We start from the raw sequence: 21860 nt of genomic DNA, 5'->3' as shown, positions 1-21860 counted from the left end.
GGGGCTCGGCAAGGTACCGTCGGACATAAGGCAGCACCAGGAGCCGCTGGACTCATCGCGTCCAGGCGTCTCCCAGGCGAAGGGGAAGCACACCGTGGCACGCATCGGTGACGGCGGCGATCTGCTCAAGTGCTCGTTCTGCGGCAAGAGCCAGAAGCAGGTCAAGAAGCTCATCGCAGGCCCCGGTGTGTACATCTGCGACGAGTGCATCGATCTCTGCAACGAGATCATCGAGGAAGAGCTCGCGGAGACCAGCGAGGTGCGCTGGGAGGAACTGCCCAAGCCGCGCGAGATCTACGAGTTCCTCGAGGGGTACGTCGTCGGCCAGGAGCCCGCCAAGAAGGCCCTCTCCGTCGCGGTGTACAACCACTACAAGCGTGTCCAGGCCGGTGAGAACGGCGGCGCCCAGGGTCGCGACGACGCCATCGAGCTGGCGAAGTCCAACATCCTGCTGCTGGGCCCCACGGGCTCCGGCAAGACCCTCCTCGCCCAGACCCTGGCCCGCATGCTGAACGTCCCGTTCGCGATCGCCGACGCCACGGCGCTGACGGAGGCCGGCTATGTCGGCGAGGACGTCGAGAACATCCTGCTGAAGCTGATCCAGGCGGCGGACTACGACGTCAAGAAGGCCGAGACGGGCATCATCTACATCGACGAGATCGACAAGGTGGCCCGAAAGAGCGAGAACCCGTCGATCACCAGGGATGTGAGCGGAGAGGGAGTCCAGCAGGCGCTCCTGAAGATCCTCGAGGGCACCACGGCCTCGGTCCCGCCCCAGGGCGGCCGCAAGCACCCCCACCAGGAGTTCATCCAGATCGACACGACGAACGTCCTGTTCATCGTGGGCGGCGCCTTCGCCGGTCTGGAGAAGATCATCGAGTCCCGGGCCGGCGCGAAGGGCATCGGCTTCGGCGCGACGATCCGCTCGAAGCGGGAGCTGGAGGCCAAGGACCAGTTCGAGGACGTCATGCCGGAGGACCTGGTCAAGTTCGGCATGATCCCCGAGTTCATCGGCCGCCTCCCCGTCATCACCTCCGTCCACAACCTCGACCGCGAGGCCCTGCTCAAGATCCTGGTCGAGCCGCGCAACGCCCTCGTGAAGCAGTACCAACGCCTCTTCGAACTCGACGGTGTGGAACTGGACTTCGAACGCGAGGCCCTGGAAGCCATCGCCGACCAGGCCATCCTCCGCCAGACGGGCGCACGCGGCCTGCGCGCCATCATGGAGGAAGTGCTCCAGGGCGTGATGTACGAGATCCCCTCCCGCAAGGACGTCGCCCGGGTCGTCATCACGGCGGACGTCGTCCACTCCAACGTCAACCCGACGCTGATTCCGCGGGATGCGCGGGGGCGGGGGACGGGCGAGCAGAAGTCGGCGTAACGCCGCAGCAGCAGAGCAGACAAAGCGAAGGGGCCCCGGTCAACCGACCGGGGCCCCTTCGGTGTTGAGTGGGTGTCAGGCCTTGACGCGGACCTGTTCGCGCAGCTTGGCCGTCATGTCGATCGCGGTGTCCTTGCCGACACCCGTGCTGGTGTTGTCGCCGGGCGAGACCATGGCGACCGTGCTGTAGTCGGCCCAGGCGCAGAACCAGTCGGTCGACTCCTTCTTGGTGAGCGCGTTGGTGCTCTTGGTCGACTGGCACTTGGCGACCGCGCCGTCGATCTCGACCTCCTCGGGCTCGCCGACCAACTCCGCGTTCTGCATGGTGTTCGAGTCGCTTGAGGAGGACTCCTTGACCTCCTTCTGGATGGAGGCGAAGAACTTGTCCAGGGTGGCCTGGGGGTCGGCGATCTCGCCGTAACCGCCCACCATGGTGATGCCCTTGGCGGTCAGCAGCTCGGACTGGTCGGGAATGGTGGAGGGGTCCTGCGGGTCGTAGTTGCTGAAGTCGGCGGTCGACCACTGCCCGACGACGGCCGTACCGCTCTTGACGCCGCTCTTCTCCATGTCCTTCGCGGTGTCGGAGTCGCTGACCTGGTTGCCCTCGCCGACCCGCTTGTACTCGGTGAGCGCCGTCGCCGGCGTCGTCAGCTTGTGCGGGCCGTCGTCCTCCAGGCCGCCCGCGCCGCCACCCCCGCCGATCACGAAGTACGCGCCCACGCCGATCGCCGCCACGACCGCCACCGCGCCGATGATGAGGCCCGTCTTCTTCTTGCCGCCGCCCGGGGCCGGGGGCATCGGGGCGCCGTACGGGGCCTGGCCGTAGGGAGGCTGCTGGCCGTACGGGGGCTGCTGGGGCGGGACGCCCTGCGGGGGCTGCTGGGGGTAGCCGTAGCCGGGCTGCGGCGGGGCGGGCTGCTGAGGGTAGCCGTAGCCGGGCTGCGGAGCCTGCGGCTGCTGGCCGTACGGACCCGGCTGGCCGTACGGTCCGGGCTGCTGGGGCTGCCCGCCGTACGGGCCCGGCTGGTTGTAGCTCATTACTGGGTTCCCCTCCAGATGCTTATGTGTTCCTGACATCCTGGCGCAGACACAGCGCACGCATCGCATCGGGGGGCGCACCGTTACAGAGAAATCGAGTTTCGGGACACGCCCGCGACACCCCTAAACTGAGCCCGTGACCGAGAACGCTCAGCAGCAGCCATCAGCGCCCACGACCGAACTGCCGACCCAGTACGCGCCGGCCGAGGTAGAGGGGGCGCTGTACGAGCGCTGGGTGGAGCGGGGTTACTTCGAGGCGGACGCGAAGAGCGACAAGCCGCCGTTCACCATCGTCATCCCGCCGCCGAACGTCACGGGCAGCCTGCACCTGGGGCACGCCTTCGAGCACACCCTCATCGACGTCATCACCCGCCGCAAGCGGATGCAGGGGTACGAGACGCTGTGGCAGCCCGGCATGGACCATGCCGGTATCGCCACGCAGAACGTCGTCGAGCGGGAGCTCGCGAAGGAGGGCAAGTCCCGGCACGACCTGGGACGCGAGGCCTTCGTCGAGCGGGTCTGGCAGTGGAAGGCCGAGTCCGGTGGGCAGATCTCCGGGCAGATGCGGCGCCTCGGCGACGGCGTTGCCTGGTCGCGTGAGCGGTTCACCATGGACGAGGGCTTGTCCAAGGCCGTTCAGACCATCTTCAAGCGGCTCTACGACGACGAGCTGATCTACCGCGCCGAGCGCATCATCAACTGGTGTCCCCGGTGTCTGACCGCCATCTCGGACATCGAGGTCGAGTACCAGGACGACGACGGCGAGCTGGTCTCCATGAAGTACGGGGAGGGGGACGACACCATCGTCGTCGCCACCACCCGTGCCGAGACGATGCTCGGCGACACGGCCGTCGCCGTCCACCCCGACGACGAGCGGTACCGGCACCTCGTCGGCAAGCTCATCAAGCTGCCGCTGACCGACCGTTCCATCCCGGTCGTCGCGGACGAGCACGTCGACCCCGAGTTCGGCACGGGTGCCGTCAAGGTCACCCCGGCACACGACCCGAACGACTTCGAGATCGGCCAGCGGCACGACCTGCCGGCCGTCACGATCATGGACGAGCACGCCGTCATCACCGCCCACGGCCCCTTCCAGGGCCTGGACCGGCTCGAGGCCCGCTCCGCGATCGTCGCCGCGCTGCGCGCCGAGGGCCGGATCGTCGCCGAGAAGCGGCCGTACGTCCACTCCGTCGGCCACTGCTCGCGCTGCAAGACCACCATCGAGCCGCGGCTGTCCATGCAGTGGTGGGTCAAGGTCGGGCCGCTCGCCAAGGCCGCCGGTGACGCGGTCCGCGAGGGCAAGGTCACCATCCACCCGCAGGAGATGGAGAAGCGGTACTTCGACTGGGTCGACAACCTCCACGACTGGTGCATCTCGCGGCAGTTGTGGTGGGGGCACCGGATTCCGGTCTGGTACGGGCCCGATGGCGAGGTCGTCTGTGTCGGTCCCGACGAGGAGCCGCCGAGCGGTGAGGGCTGGCGGCAGGACTCCGACGTCCTCGACACCTGGTTCTCGTCCGGCCTGTGGCCGTTCTCCACGCTCGGCTGGCCGGAGCAGACCGAGAGCCTCGCGAAGTTCTACCCGAACTCCGTCCTGGTCACCGGCTACGACATCCTCTTCTTCTGGGTCGCCCGCATGATGATGTTCGGGCTGTACGCGATGGACGGCACCCCGCCGTTCCACACCATCGCCCTGCACGGCATGGTCCGTGACCAGAACGGCAAGAAGATGTCGAAGTCCTTCGGGAACGTCGTCAACCCGCTGGACTGGATGGACAAGTACGGCAGCGATGCGCTCCGGTTCACCCTCGCGCGTGGTGCCAACCCCGGCGTCGACGTCCCGATCGGTGAGGACTGGGTCCAGGGGTCCCGGAACTTCGCCAACAAGATCTGGAACGCCACGCGCTTCGCGCTGATGAACGGCGCGACGGTGGAGGGCCCGCTGCCGGACGCGTCGAAGATGTCGTCGACGGACCGGTGGATTCTGTCGCGACTGAACTCGGTGGTCGCCGAGGTCGACGCGTACTACGAGGACTACCAGTTCGCGAAGCTGTCCGACGCGCTGTTCCACTTCGCGTGGGACGAGGTCTTCGACTGGTACGTCGAGCTGTCCAAGACGACGTTTGCCGGCGGCGGCGAGGCGGCCGAGGTCAGCAAGCGGGTTCTGGGTGAGGTCCTGGACGTCACGCTGCGGCTGCTGCACCCGGTCGTTCCGTTCGTCACGGAGACGCTGTGGACGACGCTGACCGGTGGTGAGTCGGTCGTCATCGCCGAGTGGCCCACGGACTCGGGCTTCCGGGACGCGGACGCCGAGCGGGAGATCGAGACGCTGCAGGCCGTCATCACGGAGGTGCGGCGGTTCCGGGCGGACCAGGGGCTGCAGCCCGGTCAGCGGGTTCCGGCCCGTCTCGCCCTCGACGGCTCGGTCCTCGCCGTGCACGAGGCCGCGATCCGTCAGTTGCTGCGGCTCCAGCCGGAGGGTGAGGGGTTCGCGGCGACCGCGACGCTGCCGGTGGCGGGGGTCGAGGTCGCGCTGGATCTGTCCGGCGTGATCGACGTCGCCGCGGAGCGGAAGCGGTTGGCCAAGGATCTTGCCGCTGCGGAGAAGGAGAAGGCGCAGGCCACGGCGAAGCTGGGGAACGAGGCGTTCCTTTCCAAGGCGCCGGACAACGTCGTGGAGAAGATCCGTACGCGGCTTGCCAAGGCGGACGAGGACATCGCGCGGATTCAGGCGCAGCTGGAGCGGTTGCCTTCGGCGTAGGGCGGTGGTTTTACGTCGGTGCAGGCCCCCGGAGCTGGTTGGTTCCGGGGGCCTAGTGCTGGGCGGGGCGTTGCGCGGCCCGGCGCTGGCAGGGTGCCGCTGCGCCCACCCTCCCCCACTCTCGGCTTCGCTCGAGCGGGGGACCCCCATCGCCCCAGCGGCACGACTGCCCGCAGCTGCGTACGTACCCAGCGGCACGGCTGCCCGCAGCTGGGTGTGGTGTGCTGCGTACGTAGACTGGCCCTGTGAGTGAGCTCCCCCCGGATGACAGTAGCGAGCAGCCCGATCCCGTTGAGGCGTTTGACGAGATCATCGCCGCCGAGACCGAGCGTGACCCCGACCTCGCCGTGATCGAGGCCGGCAGCCGGACCCTGCGGACGCAGGGCGGTCCGCCGCAGGCCGACGTGCCGGGGCGGCCCGAGGATCCCGAGGTCGACAAGGCGCTGCGGGAGGTCGAGGCGGAGCTCGCCACGCGCTGGGGCGAGACCAAGCTGGAGCCCTCCGTCGCGCGGATCTCCGCGCTGATGGATGTGCTCGGGGAGCCGCAGCGGTCGTACCCCTCCATTCACATCACCGGCACCAACGGCAAGACCTCCACCGCCCGCATGATCGAGGCCCTGCTGGGCGCCTTCGAGCTGCGTACCGGGCGGTACACGTCGCCGCACGTGCAGTCCGTCACCGAGCGGATCAGCCTCGACGGGGCGCCGGTCTCCGCCGAGCGGTTCATCGAGACGTACCACGACATCAAGCCGTACATCGAGATGGTCGACGCCCAGCAGGAGTTCCGGCTGTCCTTCTTCGAGGTGCTGACCGGCATGGCGTACGCCGCCTTCGCCGACGCGCCCGTCGATGTCGCTGTCGTCGAAGTGGGCATGGGCGGCTCCTGGGACGCCACCAACGTGATCGACGGGGACGTCGCCGTCGTCACGCCGATCGACCTCGACCACACCGACCGGCTCGGTGCCACGCCCGGTGAGATCGCCGCCGAGAAGGCCGGGATCGTGAAGCCCGGCTCGACCGTGATCATGGCACAGCAGCCGGTGGACGCGGCGCAGGTGCTGCTGAAGAAGGCCGTCGAGGTCGATGCGACCGTGGCGCGGGAGGGACTCGAGTTCGGGGTGGTGGACCGGCAGGTCGCCGTCGGCGGACAGCTCGTCACCCTGCGCGGGCTCGGCGGTGAGTACACCGAGGTGTATCTGCCGCTGCACGGTGCCCACCAAGCGCACAACGCCGCCGTCGCGCTCGCCGCCGTCGAGGCCTTCTTCGGGGTGGGCGCCCAGCGGGCCGAGTCCCTCGACATCGACACGGTGCGCAAGGCGTTCGCGGCCGTCGCCTCGCCGGGGCGGCTGGAGGTCGTACGGCGGTCGCCGACCGTCGTGCTGGACGCCGCGCACAATCCGGCGGGGGCCCGCGCGGCCGCCACGGCGATCGGGGAGGCCTTCCAGTTCAGCCGGCTCATCGGGGTCGTGGGCGCGAGCGGCGACAAGAACGCACGCGGGCTGCTGGAGGCCTTCGAGCCGGTCTTCGCCGAGGTCGTCGTCACACAGAACTCCAGCCATCGCGCGATGGACGCCGACGAGCTGGCCGCGATCGCCGTCGAGGTGTTCGGCGAGGAGCGGGTCCAGGTCGAGCCGCGGCTGCCGGACGCGCTGGAGGCCGCCATCACCCTGGCCGAGGAGGAGGGCGAGTTCGCGGGTGGCGGCGTGCTCGTGACCGGCTCCGTCATCACCGTCGGCGAGGCCCGACTGCTCCTGGGGAGGGGCTGACTCTCGTGCGTACGCTCTGTGCTTCGACCCTGATCGGCGAGTTCTTCGTCATCGGCTTCGCCGGGTTGGTCGCGATGAAGGACCCCGACCTGTCGACGTCGACGGTCTGGACGGTCAGCGGCATCGCGATGTTCCTGTGTCTGCTGCTGTGCGGTCTGGTCACCCGGCCGGGCGGCGTGGCCCTCGGCTGGGCCCTGCAGATCGGTCTGATCGCCTCCGGTTTCGTCGTCCCGACCATGTTCTTCATGGGTGCGATGTTCGCCGCGCTGTGGTGGGCGTCGGTGCACTACGGCAGGAAGATCGACGAGGCCAAAGCACGATTCGCGGCCCAGGCCGGCTCTTCGGCTGACGCTGCGTAACAGGCGCCGGGACCAGCCCTGTAGCCTCATCCCCACCCCGCACACCTTTTCCTCAGAAGGAGCCCCGTCGTGACCCAGCGGACCCTCGTCCTGCTCAAGCCCGACGCCGTCCGTCGCGGCCTGACCGGCGAGATCATCAGCCGTATCGAGCGCAAGGCCGGCTGGCAGATCACCGCGCTGGAGCTGCGCACCCTGGACCAGGAGACGCTGGAGCAGCACTACGGCGAGCACAAGGGCAAGCCTTTCTACGAGCCGCTGGTGGAGTTCATGGCCTCGGGCCCGGTCGTGGCGATGATCGTCGAGGGTGAGCGGGTCATCGAGGGCCTGCGCGCGCTGGCCGGTCCGACCGACCCGATCGCCGCGGCGCCCGGTTCCATCCGCGGTGACTACGGCGTGATCGTCCGTGAGAACCTCATCCACGCCTCCGACTCCGAGGAGTCCGCCGAACGCGAGGTGAAGATCTTCTTTCCCGGTCGCGCCTGACCGGTCGCCGTAGAAGCGGAACGAATTCACCGAGGGTCCTTCTGAGGGGCCGTCACCTTTCCCATACGCCTGACCTGGGACGGCCGTGTATTCCCGGTCGTCCCCCGGCATACACGTGCCGATCGGGGGAACGAGTGCCCCCGATGGCCCGTCTCCACAAGCGAGGCGACACGCCATCTGCCGACAATGGCGAAGACCCTCGCGCACAGTGCGGGAAGGCGCGTCTACGATAGAAGCCTTCACGTCACAGCAACCCACTTCGCCGACCTGAAAAGCCCTCAAAAGCTCCGTGGGAAGGCCAGACGAATCCTGATGGGGAACTCAATGTCGTTCATCGGCCGTGACATGGCTGTCGACCTCGGGACCGCCAACACGCTGGTGTACGTCAGGGGTCGCGGGATCGTACTCAACGAGCCGTCCGTCGTCGCGATCAACACCAACACCGGTGGCATCCTCGCGGTCGGTGCCGAAGCCAAGAAGATGATCGGGCGCACGCCGGGCAACATCGTTGCCGTACGTCCGCTGAAGGACGGCGTGATCGCCGACTTCGAGATCACCGAGCGGATGCTCCGCTACTTCATCCTGAAGATCCACAAGCGGCGGTATCTGGCTCGTCCGCGGGTCGTCGTCTGTGTGCCCTCGGGTATCACGGGCGTCGAGCGCCGTGCCGTCATCGAGGCGTCGTCCCAGGCCGGCGCCCGCCAGGTGCACATCATCGAGGAGCCCATGGCCGCCGCCATCGGCTCCGGCCTGCCGGTCCACGAGGCCACGGGCAACATGGTGGTGGACATCGGCGGCGGCACCACGGAGGTCGCGGTCATCTCCCTCGGCGGCATCGTCACCGCCCAGTCCATCCGCGTTGCGGGCGACGAGCTGGACAACGCGATCATCCAGCACATCAAGAAGGAGTACTCGCTCCTGCTGGGTGAGCGCACGGCCGAGCAGATCAAGATCACGATCGGTTCGGCGTACGAACTCGACTCCGACGAGCACACCGAAATCCGCGGCCGGGACCTCGTCTCCGGACTGCCCAAGACCGTCGTCATCTCGGCCGCCGAAGTACGCAAGGCGATCGAGGAGCCCGTCAACGCGATCGTGGACGCGGTGAAGACGACGCTCGACAAGTGTCCGCCGGAGCTGTCCGGCGACATCATGGACCGCGGAATCGTGCTGACCGGCGGGGGTGCCCTGCTGCGCGGCCTGGACGAGCGGTTGCGCCACGAGACCGGTATGCCGATCCACATCGCCGAGGACCCGCTGGACAGCGTGGCGCTCGGTTCCGGCAAGTGCGTCGAGGAGTTCGAGGCGCTCCAGCAGGTCCTGGACGCCCAGCCGCGCAGATGACGTAACTCTTCGACTCCGCCGTACGAGGTGATTCCCTCTCGTACGGCGGATCGTTGATATCGAGGCATAAGCTGCCACAAAACAGCCCGCGGGTTTCCCTGGGGATTCCCTTCGGGCTCACCCGATTTCCCGGATTCCTATGAGGAAGGGCACGGCCGCCGCACGTGAGGGACACACGAGAGAGCCGGCTGCTCCTGGTGCTGCTGATCGCCATTGCGTTCGCACTGATCACGGTGGACATCCGCGGCGGGGAGGACTCTCCGGTCGACGGTGCCCGACAGGCCGCGGCCACGGTCTTCGGCCCGATCGAGAACGGGGTGTCCTCCGCGGTCGACCCGGTGGGCAACGCGATCGCCGCGATCCGTGACTCCGGCGAGCGGCACGACCGGCTCGCCGAGTTGGAGCGGGAGAACGCGGCCCTCAAGGCCAGACTCGGCAGCGACGACCGCAATCGCAGCCGGCTGCAACAGCTCGACAAGATGCTGAAGGTCGCGGGCGCCGGCCAGTACGGCATCAAGGGCGCCGAAGTCATCGCCATAGGAGCCGCGCAGGGCTTCTCCTGGACCATCACCATCGACGTCGGCGCGAACGACGGCATCCAGCGCGACATGACCGTCCTCAACGGCGACGGCCTGGTCGGCCGGGTCACCACCGTCGGCCCGAACACCGCGACCGTCCTGCTCGCCAGCGACCCCGACTTCACCGTCGGCACGCGGATGGAGGGCAACGACGAGCTCGGCTTCGCCTCCGGGCAGGGCGACCGCCCGCTGCGCGTCGAACTCCTCAACGGCAAGGCCCGGATCAAGAAGGGTGACCGGCTGGTCACCTTCGGCTCGCAGGCCGACAAGCCGTTCGTGCCCGGGGTGCCCGTGGGCGTCGTCTCCCGCGTCGACCCCTCCGGCGGCGACCTGACCCGCACCCTGTATGTCACGCCGTACGTCAACTTCACCAAGCTCGACGTCGTCGGCGTCGTCGTCCAGGCACCCCAGAAGGACCCGCGCGACACGGTGCTCCCGGCCAAGCCCAGGCCCACGCCGACGCCCACCGTGACGGTGACCGTGACGCCGGGCGCGGAAGGCTCCGAGGAGCCCACCGACGGGCAGTCCCAGCAAGAGCAAGACCAGTAGGGGGAGCTGAACTCATGCGCTTCAACAGGATCCTGCTCTCCTCCACCCTGGTCGTCGTCGCCCTGGTGCTCCAGGTGAGCGTCCTCGCCCGTCTCCATCTGCCGGGCGCCGTCCCCGACCTGATGCTGCTCACCGTGCTGGGTCTCGCCCTGGTCTACGGCCATGTCGGCGGCGCCCTCATCGGCTTCGGCGCCGGGCTCCTCGCCGATCTGGCCCCGCCCGCCGACCATGCCGCCGGCCGCTATGCGCTGGTGCTGTGCGTCATCGGCTATCTGGCCGGCCTGGTGAAGCCGGAGAGCGGCCAGGTGAAGTCGGCCACCGCACCCATGGCGGTCGTGGTCGCCGCCGCGATCGGCAGCACGCTGCTGTACGCCGGGGTGGGCGCCCTCGTCGGCGACACCGCCGCCCGCCATGTCGGCCTGACCGGCCTGCTGTTCACGGCCGCCCTGTACGACCTGCTGCTCGCCCCGTTCGTCGTCCCCGGCATCATGGCGCTGGCCCGGCGCGCCGAGAACGACCCGCTGGAGTCCGGCTCGGCGTCCAAGGCGACCGACATCTCCTCCGGCTGGCTCTCCTCCGGCACCGGCCTGCGTATCGGCAGCCAACGCGGCGGACTCGGTGGGCTGAAGGTGAAGGCGGCCCGGTCACGGGTGGGCCGGGCCGGGCGCATCAAGGGGGTCAAGCGGCTGTGAACGCACGGGAGTCGGCGACCGCCGGGGCTCACGGCTTCGTCGTATATCACTCGTACACGCATGGAGAGGGGGAGCAGCCGCAGTGACCAACGCCCACCCGTCTCCCACCACCACCCTTCCAAGGAATGGGCTTCGCCCATGACGAATATTCCGGAGACCGGCCGGACCCCACGGGTCCAGACCCGGCTCATCGTCATCCAGGTCCTCGTCCTCTCTCTCCTCGTCACGCTCGGCGGCCGCCTGTGGTACCTCCAGATCCGCGAGGGCGAGGCCTACGCCAAGGAGGCGTCCGGCAACCACGTCCAGCAGGTCGTCCAGCCCGCCGTACGCGGCTCGATCCTGGACGCGCGCGGCGTGCCGCTCGCCGACAACGAGACCCGGCTCGTGGTCTCCGCCTCCCGTACCGAACTGCTGAAGATGAAGGACGACGGCCAGGGCGTCCTCACCAAGCTGGCCGGTGTGCTGGGCATGCAGCCCAAGGAGGTCATGGAGAAGGTGCGGCTGTGCGACGCGCAGACGCCGCAGCCGTGCTGGAACGGCTCGCCGTACCAGCCGATCCCCATCACCGACGAGGCCACCCCGCGCCAGGCCCTGCAGATCCGTGAACGCGCCGAGGACTTCCCCGGCATCACCGCCGAACCGCAGGCCGTACGCCGCTACGCGAGCCCCGGCGAGGCCAACACCGCCCAGGTCCTCGGCTACCTCTCCCCGGTCACCGACGACGAGCTCCAGCAGGCCAAGGACAGCGAATCGCCGTATCTGCGCTCCGACCAGGTCGGCCGGTCCGGCCTGGAGCGGCAGTACGACAAGGAGTTGCGCGGCAAGGCCGGCGTCACCCGCTACGAGGTCGACAACCTCGGCCGGGTCATCGGGCAGGCCGAGTCCGACGCCGCCGAGCCCGGCTCCAACCTGGTCACCAGCATCGACGCACGCGTGCAGCGGGTCGCCGAGTACGAGTTGAACGAGGCGATGAAGGCCGCCCGCAAGGAGTGGGACCGCAACACCAACGAGCGCTACAAGGCCGACTCCGGCGCGGTCGTGGTGATGGAGGCGAAGACCGGCCGGGTCGTCGCCATGGCCTCCAACCCGACGTACGACCCCAACGCCTGGGTCGGCGGCATCTCCGCCAAGGACTACGCGGCCCTCACCGGGAAGAAGTCCAACTACCCGCTGCTCAACCGGGCCATACAGGGTCAGGCCGCACCCGGCTCGATCTTCAAGGTGGTCTCCACGGCGGCCGCAGTCCAGGCCGGCTACGCCTTCGACGGCCGTTACAACTGCTCCAGCTCGTACTCGGTCGGTGGCCAGGTCTTCAAGAACTTCGAGTCCCAGAACCACGGCCCGATCGACCTCGGCCGCGCCCTCGAGGTCTCCTGCGACACCGTCTACTACCAGCTCGCGCACAACGAGTGGAAGAAGGACGGCGGCATCAACCCCAAGGGCAAGCCGAAGGACTGGTTCTACAAGGCCGCCCACCAGTTCGGCCTCGGCAAGGAGACCGGCATCGACCTGCCCAACGAGGTCACCGGCCGGGTCCCCGACCGCCAGTGGAAGCAGCAGTACTGGGAGGCCAACAAGGACGCCTGGTGCAAGACGGGCAAGAAGGACGGCGACTACGTCGAGCAGATCGCCTACGAGAACTGCCTCGAGGGCAACAAGATGCGCGCCGGTGACGAGATCAACTACTCGATCGGCCAGGGTGACACCCTGGTGACACCGATTCAGATGGCCACGATCTACGCGGCCATCGCCAACGGCGGCACCCTGTACGACCCGACCGTCGGCAAGGCCATCGTCAGCGCCGACGGCAAGCAGGTCTCGGAGATCGCACCCGAGTCGCACGGCAAGCTGCCGGTCAGCCGGCAGGCACTGGCGCAGATGGACAAGGCCCTCGAGGGCGTCGCCACCCGCGGTACGGCCGCGTGGCGGTTCGCGGATGTCGGCTGGCCCCAGGACAAGATCCCGATGCACGCCAAGACCGGTACCGCCGAGGTCTACGGCAAGCAGACGACCTCGTGGTTCGCCACGTACACCGACGACTACTCGATCGTCATGACCATCTCCCAGGGTGGTACGGGTTCCGGCGCCTCCGGCCCGGCCGTGCGCAACATCTACGACGCGCTGTACGGCGTCTCCGACGACGGCACCATCAACAAGAAGAACGCCCTGCTGCCCACCCCGCAGAAGAGCCTGCCGAAGATCCGCACCGACGGCTCGATCACCGCGCCGAAGATCTCCAAGGACCCGGCGAAGGAACAGCAGGCCAGCCAGAAGGCGCCCGAGGACACCGACGGGCAGGTGGAGACAGCGGCGACCGTGCAGACGCCGACCACGGGCAATCGCGACACGCGCAGGCGGCAGGGCCGCAGGGGACGCCGGAGGATGCTCACATGACGGGCGCGAACAGCTTCCAGGTCTCCGGGTACGGGCCCGAACGGGCCGGCTGGACACGGCTGTTCGCCCGTGACTCGCTGGCCCGGCGGCTCGACTGGCCGATACTGCTGGCCGCGATCGCGCTGTCGCTGGTCGGCTCGGTCCTGGTGTACTCGGCGACCCGCAACCGCACCGAGATCAACCAGGGCGACCCGTACTACTTCCTGATCCGGCACCTGCTGAACACCGGCATCGGCTTCGCGCTGATGATCGGCACGGTCTGGCTCGGCCACCGCACGCTGCGCACCGCAGTGCCGATCCTGTACGGGGCGTCGGTCTTCCTGGTGCTGCTGGTGCTCACTCCGCTGGGCACCACGGTCAACGGCGCCCACTCGTGGATCCAGATCGGCGGCGGCTTCTCGCTCCAGCCGTCGGAGTTCGTGAAGGTCACGATCATCCTCGGCATGGCGATGCTGCTGGCGGCCCGGGTGGACGCGGGCGACCGGCAACACCCCGACCACCGCACGGTCGTCCAGGCACTGGGCCTGGCCACCGTGCCGATGCTGATCGTGATGCTGATGCCCGACCTCGGGTCGGTCATGGTCATGGCCGTGATCGTGCTGGGTGTCCTGCTCGCCTCCGGCGCGTCCAACCGGTGGGTGTTCGGGCTGCTGGGCGCGGGCACGATCGGTGCGATCGCCGTCTGGCAGCTGCACATCCTCGACGACTACCAGATCAACCGCTTCGCGGCCTTCGCCAACCCGGACCTCGACCCCGCGGGCGTCGGCTACAACACCAACCAGGCGCGCATCGCGATCGGTTCGGGCGGGCTGACCGGCTCGGGCCTGTTCCAGGGCTCGCAGACGACCGGACAGTTCGTGCCGGAACAGCAGACCGACTTCGTCTTCACGGTCGCGGGCGAGGAACTGGGCTTCCTCGGCGGCGGGCTCATCATCCTGCTGCTCGGCGTGGTGCTGTGGCGGGCATGCCGGATCGCCCTCGACTCCACCGAGTTGTACGGCACCACCGTCGCCGCCGGGATCGTGGCCTGGTTCGCCTTCCAGTCCTTCGAGAACATCGGCATGACGCTCGGCATCATGCCGGTCACCGGTCTGCCCCTGCCGTTCGTGTCGTACGGCGGTTCGTCGATGTTCGCGGTGTGGGTGGCGGTCGGACTGCTGCAGTCGATCCGCGTGCAACGCCCGCTGTCCGCGTGACGTTTCTCCCGTATTAACCCAGGGCTTGCCCTGCCGTCAGACCCTGACGGCCACTAGAGTCAGGTCATGGCGGATACGAAGCGTGAGATCGAGCGCAAGTACGAGTCCGACGACAGCGGGCTGCCCGACCTGACCGGTGTCGCCGGGGTGGCGGCCGTCATCGACAAGGGCCTCGCCGAACTCGACGCCACCTACTACGACACCGCCGACCAGCGCCTGGCCGCGTCCTCGATCACCCTGCGCCGCCGCACCGGCGGCTCGGACGCCGGCTGGCATCTGAAGTTCCCCGTCGCGGCCGGGGTACGGGACGAGATCCAGGCGCCGCTCTCCGACCAGGTGCCCTCCGCCCTGGCCGGGCTCGTCCGCTCCCGGCTACGCGACGCAGAGCTGGAGCCGCTGGTGCGGTTGCGGTCGGCCCGGGACATACGCCATCTCGTGGACGCCGACGGAAAACTGCTCGCCGAGGTCAGCGTGGACGCCGTACGAGCCGAACGGCTCACCGCACGCGGCGGCGCGGCCGAGTGGACCGAGATCGAGGTCGAGCTGGCCGACGGCCGTGACCCGGCGTTCCTCGACAAGGTCGACAAGCGGCTCCGCAAGGCCGGCGTGCGGCCCTCCCGGTCGGCGTCGAAGCTGGCCCGGGCCCTGGAGGAGACCGGCGGGAAGAAGAAGCGCCGGACAGCGGACCGCGCCGAGCCCGTCACCTCCGGTGACCATGTCCTGGCGTACCTGCGGGCCCAGCGGGACGCCGTCATCGAGCTCGATCCGGCCGTACGCCGGGACGTGGAGGACTCGGTGCACCGCATGCGGGTCGCCACCCGGCGGATGCGCAGCACCTTCAGGACGTACCGGAAAGTACTCGACCGTGCCGTCACCGACCCCATCGGCGAGGAACTGAAATGGCTCGCGGGCGAACTGGGCGCCGGCCGTGACCAGGAGGTGCTCGCCGAACGCCTCACCGCCATCGTCGAGGAACTGCCGCCCGTCCTGATCACCGCGCCGGTGCGCAACCGGCTGCACACCTGGTCACAGTCCCGGAGCGGAGACTCCCGGCGGCAGATCATCGATGTCCTCGACGGCCCGCGATATCTGGCGCTGCTGGCCTCGCTGGACGCCCTGATCACCGACCCACCGCTGCGCAAGGGGGCGGCCGGAAAGCCGTCGAAGGTGGTCGCCGACGCCGTGCACGAGGCCTTCGACGCAGTGTCCGCGCTGGTCGAGGAGGGCCTCGCCACACCTCCCGGGCACGATCGCGACCTGGCGCTGCACGAGGCCCGCAAGAAGACCAAGCGGGCCCGGTACGCGGCGGAGGCGGCGGCCCCCGCACTCGGCAAGCCGGCGTCCCTGCTGGTCTCCTCCATGAAGGAGCTGCAGGGCCTGCTCGGGGAGCACCAGGACAGCGTGATGAGCCGGGAGGCCCTGAAGGAGCTGGCCGACCAGGCACACGCCGCCGGGGAGAGCTCCTTCACGTACGGCGTGCTGTACGGCAGGGAGGAGCAGCGGGCCACCGCGGTGGAGGAGGAGCTGCCGGGAGCGTGGGAGCGGATGAAGGGCGGGGCGGGGGTCTGAGGCGTACGGGCGAGGGGTCCGGCCGCGTTACGCTTGATGGTCACCCCTGTCAGCTCACGAAAGTCCCACGATGTCTGTCGAGTCGGTTTTCCCGCAGCTCGAAGCCCTGCTCCCGCATGTGCAGAAGCCGATCCAGTACGTCGGTGGAGAGCTCAACTCCACCGTCAAGGACTGGGACGCCTGTGATGTCCGCTGGGCGCTCATGTACCCGGACGCGTACGAGGTCGGCCTGCCCAACCAGGGCGTCATGATCCTTTACGAGGTCCTCAACGAACGCGAGGGCGTCCTCGCCGAGCGGACCTACAGCGTGTGGCCGGACCTCGAGGCGCTGATGCGTGAGCACGGCGTCCCGCAGTTCACCGTGGACAGCCACCGGCCGGTGAAGTCCTTCGACGTGTTCGGCATCAGCTTCTCCACGGAGCTGGGCTACACCAACATGCTCACCGCCCTGGACCTCGCCGGCATCCCGCTGGAGGCGAAGGACCGCACCGTCGACGACCCGATCGTCATGGCCGGCGGCCACGCGGCCTTCAACCCCGAGCCGATCGCCGACTTCATCGACTGCGCGGTCATCGGCGACGGCGAGCAGGCCGTCCTGGAGGTCACCGAGCTCGTCCGCGCCTGGAAGGCCGAGGGCCGCCCCGGCGGCCGCGAGGAGCTGCTGTTCCGGCTGGCGAAGACCGGCGGGGTGTACGTTCCCGGCTTCTACGACGTCGAGTACCTCCCCGACGGCCGGATCGCCCGCGTCGTACCGAACAAGTCGGGTGTGCCGTGGCGCGTGTCCAAGCACACGGTGATGGACCTGGACGAGTGGCCGTACCCGAAGCAGCCCCTCGTCCCCCTGGCCGAGACGGTCCACGAGCGCATGTCGGTCGAGATCTTCCGCGGCTGCACCCGCGGCTGCCGCTTCTGCCAGGCCGGCATGATCACCCGCCCGGTGCGCGAGCGCTCCATCACCGGCATCGGCGAGATGGTCGACAAGGGCCTGAAGGCGACCGGCTTCGAGGAGGTCGGCCTGCTGTCGCTGTCCTCCGCGGACCACAGCGAGATCGGCGACATCGCCAAGGGCCTCGCCGACCGCTACGAGGAGGACAAGATCGGTCTGTCCCTCCCGTCGACCCGCGTGGACGCCTTCAACATCGACCTGGCGAACGAGCTGACGCGCAACGGCCGCCGCTCCGGTCTGACCTTCGCGCCGGAGGGCGGCTCGGAACGCATCCGCAAGGTCATCAACAAGATGGTCTCGGAAGAGGACCTCATCCGGACCGTCGCCACGGCGTACGGCAACGGCTGGCGCCAGGTGAAGCTGTACTTCATGTGCGGCCTGCCGACGGAGACCGACGAGGACGTGCTGCAGATCGCCGACATGGCGACGAAGGTGATCGCGAAGGGCCGCGAGGTCTCCCGCTCGAACGACATCCGCTGCACGGTGTCGATCGGCGGCTTCGTCCCGAAGCCGCACACTCCGTTCCAGTGGGCGCCGCAGCTGTCCGCGGAGGAGACCGACGCCCGCCTGGAGAAGCTCCGCGACAAGATCCGCGGCGACAAGAAGTACGGCCGCTCCATCGGCTTCCGCTACCACGACGGCAAGCCCGGCATCATCGAGGGCCTGCTGTCGCGGGGTGACCGGCGGGTGGGCGCGATCATCCGTGCCGTCTACGACGACGGCGGCCGCTTCGACGGCTGGCGCGAGCACTTCTCCTACGACCGCTGGATGAACTGCGCGGAGAAGGCGCTGGCCCCCTTCGGCGTCGACGTCGACTGGTACACCACGCGCGAGCGCACCTACGAGGAGGTCCTGCCCTGGGACCACCTGGATTCGGGGCTGGACAAGGACTGGCTGTGGGAGGACTGGCAGGACGCCCTCGACGAGACAGAGGTCGAGGACTGCCGGTGGACGCCCTGCTTCGACTGTGGGGTGTGTCCGCAGATGGACACGAGCATCCAGATCGGCCCGACGGGCAAGAAGCTGCTGCCGTTGAGTGTGGTCAACGGGCCGACCATGTCGGGGCGGTAGGTCAGGGCGGCGGCAGGAGCGGGCCGAGTGGGCCCAGGTCGAGGTTGAGGTCGTCCATCGTGAGGTCGTAGCGGCGGCAGAGTTCCGTCATGCGGTCGTGGAGGATCATCAGGGTCAGGCCCAGCCGTTCCTCCTGCTCCTCGGTGAGGCCGCCCTGGTCGACACGGTGCAGGGCCTGGCGTTCCATGAGCTGGCGGATCAGTTCGACGATGGTGAGGACGAGCTTGACCAGGTCGCGTTCCACCGTCTCCGGATCGGTGCGGAGGCGGCGGGCGACCGACGATCGGTGGTCCTGGTTGCCGAGGGGCGGCACCTCGTCCGGTCGGGCGGGAAGGAGTGCGAAGGCGCGCTGTGCGGCGTCGGCTACTTCCTCCAGGCGGTCGGCGTGCGGGCGGTCAGCGGGGTTCGTCATGCCGGTCGTCGCCTCCGACGAGGGTCGTTCCGGGGAGGGGCGCTTCTGGAACGAGGGCCTCCCACTGCTGCTCGTGCACGCCGACGATCACCGCGCGCAGCGAGATCCTGACCAGGTCGATGTCCGCGATGGACAGGACGATGTCGCCGGTGAGCACCGCGCCGCCGCTCAGCAGCCGGTCGAGCAGGTCGATCAGGGCGACCTGGCGCTGGGCGAGCGGGGGATCCTCGTACGCGGTCACCGCTGTTGCGCTCCTTCCGGGGGCTGGGGTTCCGGCGCCTGGGCGAACGAGTACGGCACCCACGGGCCGGTGACCTCCACCCGTACGCCCGGGAATTCCTCGGCGGCCTGCAGGACCCGGTCGCGGAACTCCTCGGCGAGACGGCGAGGTACGAGATAGGCGTCGTTGGCGACGTTCTCCCCGGTTGTGCCGGCCAGCCTGCCCTCCTGGGGCCGGTGCCGGGCGTGTGCCACGGCGAGGTTCCAGACCTGGTCCTCGATGCGGCGGACGGCCTCGGCGGCGGACGACCAGGCGTCCTCACGCGCGTGCTGTTGGTGTCGGCGTTGCCGCAGGTAGGCGCGGCCGGGGTCGGGTTCGTCGGCGGGGGTGGCCGCCTGCGGCCGAGCGGCTGCAGGGGAGGCGTCGGCGTAGACCTTCACGCCCCACTCGACATGGTCGGCGAGCCGGTCCAGCAGCGCGGTGAAGGTCTTCTCCTGTTCGCCGAGCATGTCGCGGACCCGGGCGTCGTCGAGGTACACCGTCGCCAGGCGGAGCGGGAGCACCGTGGTGTGAGCGCCCAGGGTTTCGACGACGTGGTGGTGGGCCCGGGCCACGGTCTCCAGCCAGTCCAGGTCCTCCAGGTGAGTCTTGAGGGCGGCCTCGGAGAAGTCGGCCGGTGGGACCGGGCTGACCGCTGCCGCCACGTCGCCGTGATGGACCAGCGTGACGGGCGCGTCCGCGACCCCGCGCATGCCGGGGAGTGCGTCCCGCTCCAGGGCGGCGACGGGCCGTACGACGGCGTACGCGTAGCTGAGCTGGTCGTCCATGGCGTCAACTCCGGCGGTCGTCGTCCGCTGCGGTTCTGCGGCTCCTGCGCCGTGGCTCCGCCGTGGTCTCCCGTTCCCGCTCCCGCTCGCGGTCGCGGTCGTGAGGACGGCGGCGGCTGCTCGAACCGCCTTCGGGCAGCTCCGCCTGCGACTCGGCCACCTGCTTGCGCAGCTGCTTGATCTCGTCGCGCAGCCGGGCGTTCTGTTCCTCGAGGTCGCGCGCGCCGTCGGCGCGGGACGACAGGGCCGGGTCGCGCTCCCACCAGTCGATGCCGATCTCCTTGGCCTTGTCCACGGAGGCGACCAGCAGGCGGAGCCGGATGGTGAGCAGTTCGATGTCGAGCAGGTCGATCTTGATGTCGCCGACGATGACGATGCCCTTGTCGAGCACGCGCTCGAGTATGTCGGCAAGGTTCGCGCCCTGTCCCTGGCCGTACGGCTGGAGCGTGCGCGCGGGGGAAGGGCCGGCGGAGTGGGGCTCGGTCACGGCGTCTTCGACCTCGTTCCTGGGAGCGGCTCAGCGCCGTCGGCTACCTGGGGCTACCGACGGCTCTCGGCCGTGGGTTCCTCGTCGTCGCGGTCCTCGTCCTCTTCATCCTCTTCGTCGTAGTTGTCGCGGTCGCGGTCGTCGCTGCGGTCGCGGTCGTCCTCGTCTTCGGACTCGTCCTCGTCCCTCTTGTCGTAGCGGTCCTCGGGCTGCGCCTCTTCGTCCTCCTCCTCTTCGTCCTCTTCCTCTTCGTCCTCGTACTCGTGCTCGTCCTCGTCGCGGGGCGCCTTCTCCTCGCCACCGCCTTCGCGGCCTTTCTCCTCGGTCTCCTCGGCACCGCCCTCGCGGCTCTCCTCGGTCTCCTTGCCGCGGGCCTCGCGGTCCTTCTCCTCGGCCTCCTCCTCGGGGCCGCGGACCACTTCGCCCTCGCGAATCTCTCCGCGCCAGGCACCCGTGGCCTCGCCGCGCAGCATCACGAACTTGCGGAAGAGCTTCAGATCGAGCCGGGTGCGGCGGCCCTGGGCCCGCCAGACGTTCGCGGTCTTCTCGACGAGTCCCTTGGGGTAGTAGTCGAGGACCAGCAGGACCTTGGTGAGGTTCTCGGCCACCGGATGGAAGGTGACCACGCCCCTGGTGGTGCCCTTGGCCCCCTCGGACGTCCAGGCGATCCGCTCGTCGGGCACCTGCTCCACGATCGTGCCGGTCCACGCGCGGCTCGCCTTGGCGATCTTGACCTGCCACTGGGTCGTGGTGTCGTCCTTCTGCTCGACATTCACCACGCCCTTGGTGAACCGGCCGAACTCCGTGAACTGGGTCCACTGGTTGTACGCCTCGCGCACCGGAACGCCGATGTCGATGTCCTCGAGGATGGTGATGCTCTTGGCACCGCCGTGCGACGGCCCGTGCTTCAGGCCGGTGGCCTCCTTGATCTTGTCCGTCACGGCGTCCTTGGCGTGCGCGGCGGTCTCCTTGGCCTGGGACGCGACCTGCGCGCCGAGTTGTCCGCCGAGCTTCTTGCCGCCCTTGCCGACCGCGTGGACGAGACCGCCGGGACCTATGTGGGCGGAGCCGAGCCGGCTCGCCGCTTCGCCCATCTTGTGTCCCACGCCGGTCAGCATGTGTTCCAGGCGGGCCTCGGCGTAGGACCCCAGCTCCTCCACCAACCGGTTCGCGCCCGGGGTCTTCAGGGTTCCGGTACCGGCCGACGAGCCGCGTTCGGCCTTGCCGCCGTCAGCCATTGTCCGACCTCCTCGCTCGCGCGCTGCCGCGCGACTTCGCAGAGGACTTCCTGCCCTCTTCCTTGTCCCGCTCGTCGTCTTCGCGGTCCCTGCGCGGTTTCTTCTCGCGCGGTTCCTCCTCGCGCGGTTCCTCCTCGCGCGGTTCCTCCTCGCGCGGTTCCTCCTCGTCCCGCTCGACGTCCTCGCGCTCTTCGCGCGGTTCCTCCTCGTCCCGCTCGACGTCCTCGCGCTCCTCGCGCTCCTCGCGCGGTTCCTCCCTGTCCTGCTTTCCCTGGAGACCGAGCGTGCGTTCGTGCAGGGCTTCGGCGAGATGGTCGGCCTGGGCGCTCAGCACTGAGCTCGCCGCGGCCTTGCTCGCGCTCGTCAACTCGGTGCGGACCTGTCGGTTGAGGTTGCCGAGCACGGGGCTGAAGGCCTTGACGAGGTCGCCGCCCTTGGCCCGCCTGGCGGCCATCGCCAGGGCGAGCCCCAGGGCGGCCCCGCCCTTCCTCCTGCGACCCAGCACATAGCCGCCGATCAGGGCAGTTCCGATCTTGGCGTTGTTCATGA

At 69.1% G+C, this 21860-nt stretch carries 19 protein-coding genes; 12 read left to right on the top strand and 7 right to left on the bottom strand.

Annotated elements, in window-relative coordinates; genetic code table 11:
* Positions 1-94: 94 nt before the first annotated feature.
* A complete protein-coding gene (gene clpX / locus ACFV7R_RS07295; protein WP_385260895.1) occupies positions 95-1381 on the top strand; it encodes an ATP-dependent Clp protease ATP-binding subunit ClpX in 1287 nt (428 codons plus the stop codon).
* A 75-nt stretch (positions 1382-1456) separates the two neighbouring features.
* On the opposite strand, the gene ACFV7R_RS07290 is transcribed toward clpX, so the two are convergent.
* A complete protein-coding gene (locus tag ACFV7R_RS07290; RefSeq protein WP_385260893.1) occupies positions 1457-2419 on the bottom strand; it encodes a hypothetical protein in 963 nt (320 codons plus the stop codon).
* 136 nt (positions 2420-2555) lie between these two features.
* Here ACFV7R_RS07290 and ACFV7R_RS07285 point away from each other — a divergent pair, with 136 nt between their 5' ends.
* From ACFV7R_RS07285 to ACFV7R_RS07235, 11 genes are all read left to right on the top strand, one after another.
* Positions 2556-5180 carry a valine--tRNA ligase gene (locus ACFV7R_RS07285; RefSeq protein ID WP_385260891.1) on the top strand — a complete coding sequence of 875 codons (2625 nt, stop codon included), beginning with the start codon at positions 2556-2558 and terminating at the stop codon, positions 5178-5180.
* A 245-nt stretch (positions 5181-5425) separates the two neighbouring features.
* Complete coding sequence (locus ACFV7R_RS07280; protein WP_385260887.1) at positions 5426-6946, top strand: bifunctional folylpolyglutamate synthase/dihydrofolate synthase; 1521 nt, start codon at positions 5426-5428, stop codon at positions 6944-6946.
* A 5-nt stretch (positions 6947-6951) separates the two neighbouring features.
* Positions 6952-7305, top strand: a complete 354-nt coding sequence (locus ACFV7R_RS07275; RefSeq protein WP_385260884.1) for a DUF4233 domain-containing protein — start codon at positions 6952-6954, stop codon at positions 7303-7305.
* A 69-nt stretch (positions 7306-7374) separates the two neighbouring features.
* Positions 7375-7788, top strand: a complete 414-nt coding sequence (gene ndk, locus ACFV7R_RS07270; RefSeq protein WP_129802331.1) for a nucleoside-diphosphate kinase — start codon at positions 7375-7377, stop codon at positions 7786-7788.
* A 324-nt stretch (positions 7789-8112) separates the two neighbouring features.
* Positions 8113-9132, top strand: coding sequence for a rod shape-determining protein (locus ACFV7R_RS07265; RefSeq protein ID WP_129802332.1), 1020 nt, complete (start codon positions 8113-8115; stop codon positions 9130-9132).
* A 164-nt stretch (positions 9133-9296) separates the two neighbouring features.
* Positions 9297-10259, top strand: coding sequence for a rod shape-determining protein MreC (gene mreC / locus ACFV7R_RS07260; protein ID WP_385260881.1), 963 nt, complete (start codon positions 9297-9299; stop codon positions 10257-10259).
* Between the two features lie 14 nt (positions 10260-10273).
* Positions 10274-10951, top strand: a complete 678-nt coding sequence (gene mreD, locus ACFV7R_RS07255; RefSeq protein WP_385260879.1) for a rod shape-determining protein MreD — start codon at positions 10274-10276, stop codon at positions 10949-10951.
* A gap of 138 nt (positions 10952-11089) precedes the next feature.
* Entirely contained in the window at positions 11090-13345 is a 2256-nt protein-coding gene (gene mrdA / locus ACFV7R_RS07250) for a penicillin-binding protein 2 (protein WP_385260876.1), read from the top strand.
* A complete protein-coding gene (gene rodA / locus ACFV7R_RS07245; RefSeq protein WP_385260873.1) occupies positions 13342-14541 on the top strand; it encodes a rod shape-determining protein RodA in 1200 nt (399 codons plus the stop codon). The genes mrdA and rodA overlap by 4 nt, the downstream gene beginning before the upstream one ends.
* 66 nt (positions 14542-14607) lie before the next feature.
* On the top strand, positions 14608-16110 hold the full coding sequence (locus ACFV7R_RS07240; protein ID WP_385260871.1) for a CHAD domain-containing protein: 1503 nt from the start codon (positions 14608-14610) through the stop codon (positions 16108-16110).
* 70 nt (positions 16111-16180) lie between these two features.
* Positions 16181-18127, top strand: coding sequence for a TIGR03960 family B12-binding radical SAM protein (locus ACFV7R_RS07235; protein ID WP_385260868.1), 1947 nt, complete (start codon positions 16181-16183; stop codon positions 18125-18127).
* Between the two features lies 1 nt (position 18128).
* On the opposite strand, the gene ACFV7R_RS07230 is transcribed toward ACFV7R_RS07235, so the two are convergent.
* Genes ACFV7R_RS07230 through ACFV7R_RS07205 form a run of 6 tightly spaced genes read right to left on the bottom strand, consistent with a single transcriptional unit; the run spans position 18129 to position 21858 of the window.
* Complete coding sequence (locus tag ACFV7R_RS07230) at positions 18129-18539, bottom strand: gas vesicle protein K (protein WP_385260866.1); 411 nt, start codon at positions 18537-18539, stop codon at positions 18129-18131.
* Positions 18523-18780, bottom strand: coding sequence for a gas vesicle protein (locus tag ACFV7R_RS07225; protein WP_385260864.1), 258 nt, complete (start codon positions 18778-18780; stop codon positions 18523-18525). Before ACFV7R_RS07225 ends, ACFV7R_RS07230 begins: the two co-directional genes overlap by 17 nt.
* A complete protein-coding gene (locus ACFV7R_RS07220) occupies positions 18777-19586 on the bottom strand; it encodes a GvpL/GvpF family gas vesicle protein (protein WP_385260862.1) in 810 nt (269 codons plus the stop codon). The genes ACFV7R_RS07225 and ACFV7R_RS07220 overlap by 4 nt, the downstream gene beginning before the upstream one ends.
* Positions 19587-19590: 4 nt before the next feature.
* The gene (gene gvpJ / locus ACFV7R_RS07215; protein WP_385260860.1) at positions 19591-20073 is read right to left on the bottom strand and encodes a gas vesicle protein GvpJ; all 483 of its coding nucleotides are present in this window, start codon (positions 20071-20073) and stop codon (positions 19591-19593) included.
* A gap of 53 nt (positions 20074-20126) precedes the next feature.
* Positions 20127-21311 carry an SRPBCC family protein gene (locus tag ACFV7R_RS07210; RefSeq protein ID WP_385260858.1) on the bottom strand — a complete coding sequence of 395 codons (1185 nt, stop codon included), beginning with the start codon at positions 21309-21311 and terminating at the stop codon, positions 20127-20129.
* Positions 21304-21858: an ABC transporter substrate-binding protein gene (locus tag ACFV7R_RS07205; RefSeq protein WP_385260855.1), complete on the bottom strand. Its 555-nt coding sequence runs from the start codon at positions 21856-21858 to the stop codon at positions 21304-21306. The genes ACFV7R_RS07210 and ACFV7R_RS07205 overlap by 8 nt, the downstream gene beginning before the upstream one ends.
* Positions 21859-21860 lie beyond the last annotated feature (2 nt).

Origin of the sequence: Streptomyces sp. NPDC059866, assembly GCF_042731325.1 — a bacterium.
Classification (GTDB): Bacteria; Actinomycetota; Actinomycetes; order Streptomycetales; family Streptomycetaceae; genus Streptomyces; species Streptomyces flavusporus.
This window is presented reverse-complemented; position numbering and strand designations above follow the sequence as displayed.

What these genes read in the sequence shown, in the direction of transcription:
- mrdA (WP_385260876.1), top strand. Translation starts at nt 11,090, where the DNA reads ATGACGAATATTCCGGAGACCGGCCGGACCCCACGGGTCCAGACCCGG.
- ACFV7R_RS07235 (WP_385260868.1), top strand. Translation starts at nt 16,181, where the DNA reads ATGTCTGTCGAGTCGGTTTTCCCGCAGCTCGAAGCCCTGCTCCCGCAT.
- ACFV7R_RS07240 (WP_385260871.1), top strand. Translation starts at nt 14,608, where the DNA reads ATGGCGGATACGAAGCGTGAGATCGAGCGCAAGTACGAGTCCGACGAC.
- ACFV7R_RS07290 (WP_385260893.1), bottom strand. Translation starts at nt 2,419, where the DNA reads ATGAGCTACAACCAGCCGGGCCCGTACGGCGGGCAGCCCCAGCAGCCC.
- ACFV7R_RS07265 (WP_129802332.1), top strand. Translation starts at nt 8,113, where the DNA reads ATGTCGTTCATCGGCCGTGACATGGCTGTCGACCTCGGGACCGCCAAC.
- mreD (WP_385260879.1), top strand. Translation starts at nt 10,274, where the DNA reads ATGCGCTTCAACAGGATCCTGCTCTCCTCCACCCTGGTCGTCGTCGCC.
- rodA (WP_385260873.1), top strand. Translation starts at nt 13,342, where the DNA reads ATGACGGGCGCGAACAGCTTCCAGGTCTCCGGGTACGGGCCCGAACGG.
- ACFV7R_RS07205 (WP_385260855.1), bottom strand. Translation starts at nt 21,858, where the DNA reads ATGAACAACGCCAAGATCGGAACTGCCCTGATCGGCGGCTATGTGCTG.
- ACFV7R_RS07220 (WP_385260862.1), bottom strand. Translation starts at nt 19,586, where the DNA reads ATGGACGACCAGCTCAGCTACGCGTACGCCGTCGTACGGCCCGTCGCC.
- ACFV7R_RS07230 (WP_385260866.1), bottom strand. Translation starts at nt 18,539, where the DNA reads ATGACGAACCCCGCTGACCGCCCGCACGCCGACCGCCTGGAGGAAGTA.
- ACFV7R_RS07210 (WP_385260858.1), bottom strand. Translation starts at nt 21,311, where the DNA reads ATGGCTGACGGCGGCAAGGCCGAACGCGGCTCGTCGGCCGGTACCGGA.